This window comes from Candidatus Symbiothrix dinenymphae, from assembly GCF_001431085.1.
The window spans coordinates 1-3,528 of sequence record NZ_BBRU01000559.1 but is presented as its reverse complement, the minus strand read 5'-3'; the positions used below and the strand labels follow the sequence as shown (position 1 = coordinate 3,528).

At 49.6% G+C, this 3,528-nt stretch carries 6 protein-coding genes; 4 read left to right on the top strand and 2 right to left on the bottom strand.

All coding sequences use genetic code 11. The annotated features are described in order from the left end of the window. Positions 1 to 269 (bottom strand): hypothetical protein (locus ASC50_RS05765; RefSeq protein WP_158648520.1); only part of this gene is annotated, 269 nt, incomplete at its 3' end. A 3-nt stretch (positions 270 to 272) separates the two neighbouring features. On the opposite strand from ASC50_RS05765, the gene ASC50_RS05760 reads away from it, so the two are divergent. Next, positions 273 to 644 (top strand): OmpA family protein, encoded by a 372-nt coding sequence (locus ASC50_RS05760; RefSeq protein WP_158648519.1) that lies wholly within the window; start codon positions 273 to 275, stop codon positions 642 to 644. Positions 645 to 662: 18 nt separating this feature from the next. On the opposite strand, the gene ASC50_RS05755 is transcribed toward ASC50_RS05760, so the two are convergent. Further along, positions 663 to 1,484, bottom strand: coding sequence for a nitrilase-related carbon-nitrogen hydrolase (locus tag ASC50_RS05755; RefSeq protein WP_056928805.1), 822 nt, complete (start codon positions 1,482 to 1,484; stop codon positions 663 to 665). 89 nt (positions 1,485 to 1,573) lie between these two features. Here ASC50_RS05755 and ASC50_RS05750 point away from each other — a divergent pair, with 89 nt between their 5' ends. From ASC50_RS05750 to ASC50_RS05740, 3 genes are all read left to right on the top strand, one after another. Continuing rightward, a complete protein-coding gene (locus ASC50_RS05750) occupies positions 1,574 to 1,909 on the top strand; it encodes a metal-sulfur cluster assembly factor (protein WP_056928804.1) in 336 nt (111 codons plus the stop codon). Then, on the top strand, positions 1,906 to 2,664 hold the full coding sequence (locus ASC50_RS05745) for a UDP-2,3-diacylglucosamine diphosphatase (protein ID WP_056928803.1): 759 nt from the start codon (positions 1,906 to 1,908) through the stop codon (positions 2,662 to 2,664). Before ASC50_RS05750 ends, ASC50_RS05745 begins: the two co-directional genes overlap by 4 nt. A 34-nt stretch (positions 2,665 to 2,698) precedes the next feature. Next, on the top strand, positions 2,699 to 3,528 hold an 830-nt coding region (locus tag ASC50_RS05740; protein WP_420885215.1), incomplete at its 3' end, for a sodium:solute symporter family transporter.

Sequence of the window (3,528 nt, the reverse complement as noted above, 5' to 3'; positions counted from 1 at the left end):
ATGCCTGCTTCTGCCGATGCGAAAAATGCGGTTTTCAATGCCAAATCACCTTGGTGGTTCAAGTCGCTGAACTCGCCTAAGCCCTTAAACTTTGGTTTGTTCAGCACATAATCGCCTGAGGCGTATTGTCCTGAGGCGGTCAGTTTGTCCGTGCTGCTGTTGAACTTTGCGCTTAGCGGGATGCCAGCCTTGCCGCCCAATGCTGCGTAGAACCTGCCCGTTTGGAAGAAGAAAGGCTTCTCGCCGAGCAAAAGCGCGCCGAAGAACAACGTTTGGCAGAAGAGCAACGTTTGGCAGAAGTCAAAAAGAGGATAGAGCAGCCCATAGACGGTTATTCATCAGACAGCACGGCATTGTCCGCACAGCAAAAAGGTATTCTGGATGCACAAGCAGAACTGCTCCTACAACTCGCTCCCGACATGCAAATCATCATCGAAGGTCATACCTGCGACTTCGGCACCCACCTCGTCAATATGTCAATAGCCCAAAAGCGTGCCGAAATCGCCAAAAACTACCTCGTCCAAAAAGGCATCGCCGCCAACCGCATCACCACCGTAGCAAAAGCAGCAACAGAGCCGGTCGCGCCTAATGCCGGTGAAGCAAACAGGAAGAGAAACAGGCGGGTGGTGATAGTGATTGATTAAAACTTGATGGCTGCCCTGTTAGAGCGCAGGTAGCACATCTGCATCCCGCCACATGGCGAATTTTTCGCGAAAATTGAGCAACAATTGTTTGCTGAGGTTAGTGGTGATGACGGCTTCCCGATTGGCTTCGGCGTATGCACGGGCTTTGCCCCAAAAATCAAACAAGGTGGAATTACCCGCGTGAGCTACCCCATTGCCATCTTCGCCGATACGATTGACACCACACACATAGCACCAATTTTCGATGGCACGAGCTTGCAACAGAGTAGTCCAAATATAATCGCGAGTGTGAGGCCAGTTAGCGGTGCAAATCAACAAATCATATTGTAGGGGCGAACCTGTGTGTTCGCCCGCCGCATATTCACCCGCCACCCGATTACGCATCCAAACGGGAAATCGCAAGTCATAGCAGACAATCAGGCGAATATTCCAACCTTTATAGGCGATAATCGGGCAGGAAGCACCTGCAGTCAGCAATTTATTTTCGCCGCCGATGCGAAACAGATGCCGCTTGTCCACAAAAACAGGCGTAGCGTGCGGTGCAATAAAAAAGCCGCGATTGAAGACTTCTCCGACTGCATTTTTCGCCAAAAAACTCCCCGCAATCGCTAAATCCAGCTCATCAGCCCACGCCTGAATGCTTTTGACGGTGTAACCATCATTCGTTTCTGCCAATTCGCAGGCAGTCGCGGAGAAGCCGGTGGTAAATGTTTCCGGCAAAACGGCAATGTCGGCTTGCCCGCGCAACGGCTTCAGCAGTTCATAAAAATGCCGCAGATTTGCCGCTTTATCTTCCCACACAAGTGCCGATTGCACGATGCTAACTCGAATTTCATCCATAACAACTATTTTTATTGCATTTCGAACCGTAAAGGTACAAAACTAAATTCAAAATTGCCTACCTTTGCAGGCGAATTAAAAAAAACGCGATGGCGAGTGATTTTATGGCATTGGAAGAAGAAATTGTGAGGATGCTGAAAACGGTGTATGACCCGGAAATTCCGGTGAATGTGTATGATTTGGGCTTGATTTATGGTGTGGAACCGGCGGACACCGGTGCAGCGGACGGCAGGAAAAATGTGACCATCACGATGACGTTGACGGCTCCGGCGTGTCCGATGGCTGATTTTTTGGTGGAAGACGTGAAAATGAAAGTTGAATCAATCCCCGAAGTGAGCAATGTGGATGTCAACATCGTGTTTGAACCCGCATGGCACTACGGGTTGATGTCGGAAGAAGCCAAATTGGAATTGGGATTTTTATGAAAAAAACATACTTCGCATCGGATGTACATTTGGGGTCAGACCTGTTCGGACCGCCTGTGGAGCGTGAAAAGCAGTTTGTCCGCTGGCTCGACACCATCAAGGCAGATGCCGAAGCATTGTATTTGCTTGGCGATATTTTCGATTTCTGGTTTGAGTACAAAAAAGTGGTACCGCGCGGGTTCACGCGATTTCTGGGAAAACTCTGCGAATTGCACGACCAAGGCATTGAAATTCACTACTTCACGGGCAACCACGATATGTGGCTGAGTGGCTATCTCGCCAACGAAACGGGGGTGATTATCCACACACAGCCGCTGGCAACGACCATTGGCGGCAAACAATTTTATTTGGCACATGGCGACGGTTTGGGCGACAACTCGCTCGCGTTTCGCATCATGAGCAAAGTTTTTCACAACAAATTTTTCAAATTCCTATACTCCAATCTGCTCCCCACACACATAGGAATTGGATTCGGAAGTGCATGGGCACGAAGCAGCCGCCAAAAAGACCTAAAAAATCCCACCCCCTACCTGGGCGAAAACAAAGAACACCTCATGACCTATTCAAAAAAACACCTCAATGAGCACCCCGAAACCGACTACCTAATCTTCGGACACCGCCACATCATGCTGGATTTTCCCCTCTCACCCCACTCCCGCATACTAATTCTCGGCGACTGGATGCGCTATTTCTCCTACGCCGAATTTAACGGAGAAAAATTAGAACTAAAACAATTCAAAACCCCACCATTCTAAACTCTAAACTCTAAACTCTAAATTCTAAAAAAAAGTGCCCACAATCATCCTCACAACCATCATAGCCTATTTTGCAGTGCTGTTCGGCATCGCCCGGTGGACAGGGAAACGTGCCGACAACGCCACCTTTTTCACGGGCAATCGCCGCTCGCCGTGGTATGTGGTGGCGTTTGCGATGATTGGGGCGGCGATGTCGGGCGTGACGTATGTGTCGGTGCCGGGGATGGTGGCGGCGCAGGATTTTTCGTATATGCAGATGGTGCTGGGCTTCACGGTGGGCTATGTGCTCATTGCGCTGGTGCTGATTCCGCTGTTTTACAGGCACAATCTGACCTCGATTTACGAATACCTCAAAACTCGCTTTGGCGTGATTTCCTACCGCACCGGCGCGTGGTTTTTCTTTATTTCGCACCTTTTGGGAGCCTCGGTGAAGTTTTATTTGGTGTGTGCCGTGTTGCAGTTTTTGGTGTGTGCGCCTTTGCACATCCCGTTTGTGGTCAATGTGGCGGTGTCGATGGCTTTGGTTTGCTTTTACACGCAACAGGGCGGCGTGCGGACACTTATTTGGACGGATTCGCTCAAGACATTGTGCCTCATCGTGTCGGTTGGGATGTGCATTTATTACATTGCAACGGATGCAGGGGCTGATTTTTCGACTGCCCTGCACACGCCAATCTTCTTTTTCGACGATGTGAACGACAAACAGTACTTTTTCAAACAATTTGTGGCGGGGATTTTTATTTTGATTGCGATGACGGGGCTTGACCAGGGGATGATGCAAAAGGGGCTGAGTTGCAAAAAACCCCAAGAATCGCAAAAAAAAATGCTCGGGAGGGCGGGGCTGGCAAAGGGGGGCATATTTTT

Bases quoted from the DNA above. Each gene is read 5' to 3' on its own strand.
- ASC50_RS05755 (WP_056928805.1), bottom strand. From the start codon at position 1,484: ATGGATGAAATTCGAGTTAGCATCGTGCAATCGGCACTTGTGTGGGAA.
- ASC50_RS05750 (WP_056928804.1), top strand. From the start codon at position 1,574: ATGGCGAGTGATTTTATGGCATTGGAAGAAGAAATTGTGAGGATGCTG.
- ASC50_RS05745 (WP_056928803.1), top strand. From the start codon at position 1,906: ATGAAAAAAACATACTTCGCATCGGATGTACATTTGGGGTCAGACCTG.